General features: G+C 29.4%; 3 protein-coding genes. All 3 read left to right on the plus strand.

Features of this window, described 5'->3' with window-relative positions; genetic code table 11:
* Positions 1–206 precede the first annotated feature (206 nt).
* The 3 genes from V7014_RS20295 (at position 207) to V7014_RS20305 (ending at position 2,582) form a co-directional block, all read left to right on the plus strand.
* Complete coding sequence (locus tag V7014_RS20295) at positions 207–1,721, plus strand: serine/threonine protein kinase (RefSeq protein ID WP_335509730.1); 1,515 nt, start codon at positions 207–209, stop codon at positions 1,719–1,721.
* Positions 1,722–1,966: 245 nt separating this feature from the next.
* A complete protein-coding gene (locus V7014_RS20300; RefSeq protein ID WP_335509732.1) occupies positions 1,967–2,350 on the plus strand; it encodes a hypothetical protein in 384 nt (127 codons plus the stop codon).
* Positions 2,340–2,582 carry a hypothetical protein gene (locus tag V7014_RS20305; RefSeq protein WP_335509734.1) on the plus strand — a complete coding sequence of 81 codons (243 nt, stop codon included), beginning with the start codon at positions 2,340–2,342 and terminating at the stop codon, positions 2,580–2,582. The genes V7014_RS20300 and V7014_RS20305 overlap by 11 nt, the downstream gene beginning before the upstream one ends.
* The last annotated feature ends 34 nt before the right edge of the window (positions 2,583–2,616 follow it).

Genomic DNA, 2,616 nt, shown 5'->3' on the forward strand with positions numbered 1-2,616 from the left:
GGTTGAAAAGGACGACAAATATGAAAATCTGTAGAATGATACTTTCGATAAATACCCTTTTAATTATAGTAGTTATTAGTTGTTTTAATGACTATCATCCAAATTAGTTAGAAGGAGTTAATCTTTTTAATAATGGTGGTTCATTTTTTCTTTTTGAAAAATTTTAAGAATGAAAAAGAGGTTGATTTGTATTGAGTGTTCAAGACATGAAAAAACAAATTTCTAGTTTCTTAAAAAGTAAAAAAACAATAGATTCTGATTTAGGTGTTATTCTGGTAAAAGAAAAGATTGGTGAAGGTGGAAATGCACTGGTTTATAATGTCGAGTTCGGAAAGAATGAAGTTGCATTAAAGGTATTAGCGGCGAAAAGAAATTCTTCAAAATACCATAGATTTGTAACAGAATTTAGGGAAATTGTTCAATTGGCCGAAACAAAAGCCGTTGTACCCATATACTATTTTGGGCATATAGATATTGGTGAACAACAATTCCCCTATATGTTGATGAAAAAGTTCCCACATACTTTAAAAACTTGGAGAGAAATTAATTCTATTCAGAACTATGAAGACTTAAATTCAGTCTTACAAAATTTATTAAGAATTGTATCTGTTATTCATGATAGGAGTATTATTCATCGAGATTTAAAACCAGAAAATATTTTAGTATCTGAAAATGGAGAAATGATTTTAGCTGACTTCGGAATTTCATGGTTTGATCCTGAAATTTATGATAGATTTCTTCATACTAAAAAAGAAGATAGAATGGCAAACTTTGATTTTTCTGCACCTGAACAATTTATTAAAGGAACTAAGCCACATACGACAATGGATATATTTGCATTAGGACAAATTATTACTTGGTATATTACTGGTGGGGTTGCAAAAGGGAATAGAGATTCATTAACAACTGTTGATCTATCATTTGACATAATAGAGCCAGTAATTAGTATGATGCTTAATCGAGATCCTAAAGATCGCCCTCAAAGTATTGAAATAGTATCCGAATATATACAAAAAAATATACAAGAAAAGAATGAAATTGTAAGAAATCAAAAGAAAATAGACAGAGTAATTGATGAATTGAGAAGATTCGATGACGCCTTATTATATTGTTTTCCAGGGAAAAGAGGATTAATTGAGACAGATAGTGAAATGAAAATTAATGTAATTATTCAAGAGATTAATAAGTTGATTGACGAAACAAATCTTTGGTGGACGCAAGGATTTAGTAATTCTCAAATTTCTAAACAATTGTACAAGGTGAGTGAACACACATGGATAATGGATAATATNNATATAGAAATACATATTGAAAAGGTATGGGTATTAAAAAATACTTATTCATTAGACCATCAGTTCTTTATAATCAAAACGAAGCCAATGCCTAATTTCGAAATATATGGTGAACATGGCGGAGTTGGTTGGGCAGAAGCTGCTTGGTTTAAGGACAGATATATTACTATAGATGAATATGATGATGGTATAGCTGAAATTGAAGGTAAGAGTGTTCGTTTAGAGGGTGAAGCGCAAATTCGAATCAGAAAATTTCATTCAGAATACTATTTTATTGCAACACAGTCCCATCCTATTTTACAGTCCAAAAATGATGCTATAGTATCGGAAATTTACGATAAATTAATAGCTACTAATTCAATCAGTAAAGAAGATATATTAAAACTATCTAAATTACATCGACATAGCATTTCAATAATGATGAGTTAGGGTCACAACAAAATTAATATGTGTTTAGTCTATCCTACTAGTTTTGAGATAAATATGATAATTTACAACATTAGTTTATTAGGTTATTGAAAAGAATGAGGGATATATATTCAGAGTTGTTCCAAGAACACTTTTGAAATTCAGATATATTTATTAAAAATAAAAAGTGGGAATGATTTCTCCCAATGGACAATTACATTAAACAATGGAATACCTTAAATTGCAGCTTTGATAATACATACAAAATGGCATGGGCAAAAGCACTAGTAGAATTAATAGTGGATACTCATGAGATGAAAGAAGATGAAATAACTTTTGATTTTAACGAAATTGCAAAACTATGTTTAAAGTATTATTGGAATCAAACCATTTACTTTGATTTAATACAAAGCCCAAACATCAAAAAACCACCCGAAATGATTACTTCTACAAAACATTTAATTGCCTTGTTTTTTAATAAGAAGCAATCCGTACAACCAAAAAGGTTCGAAAAGATAGACTTTACTTCGATTGGGTTAGCTGATGAATATAAAATAACAGTAAAAAACATTGCTAAAACCTTAAAACAAGATGTTTGTTGGCGTTTTAAGAAACTTAACCGTGAAACATACGAAATATATGACTTTTAATAGAAATGATATACTAACAATTAAGGAGTATAGTGATATTTTATTTACTGTTATTAATTACAGATGGACACAAATGTTAGAGGGATTTAACTATAGTCCACGGATTTCAAGGAAAGTAAGGGCAATCGATGAAAATAACATTAAACGTGCATCATTAAAAAAGTTCCATCAGCACTTAGATTTATGTTTGAAGATGGGAAGCGTAATTGTTTTTATTGCGGTGAAAATATAGTAGATAACGAAATATCTGTAGATCATGTTATTCC

The sequence above is a fragment of the Bacillus sp. JJ722 genome (assembly GCF_036963345.1).
GTDB lineage: Bacteria > Bacillota > Bacilli > Bacillales > DSM-1321 > Bacillus_AD.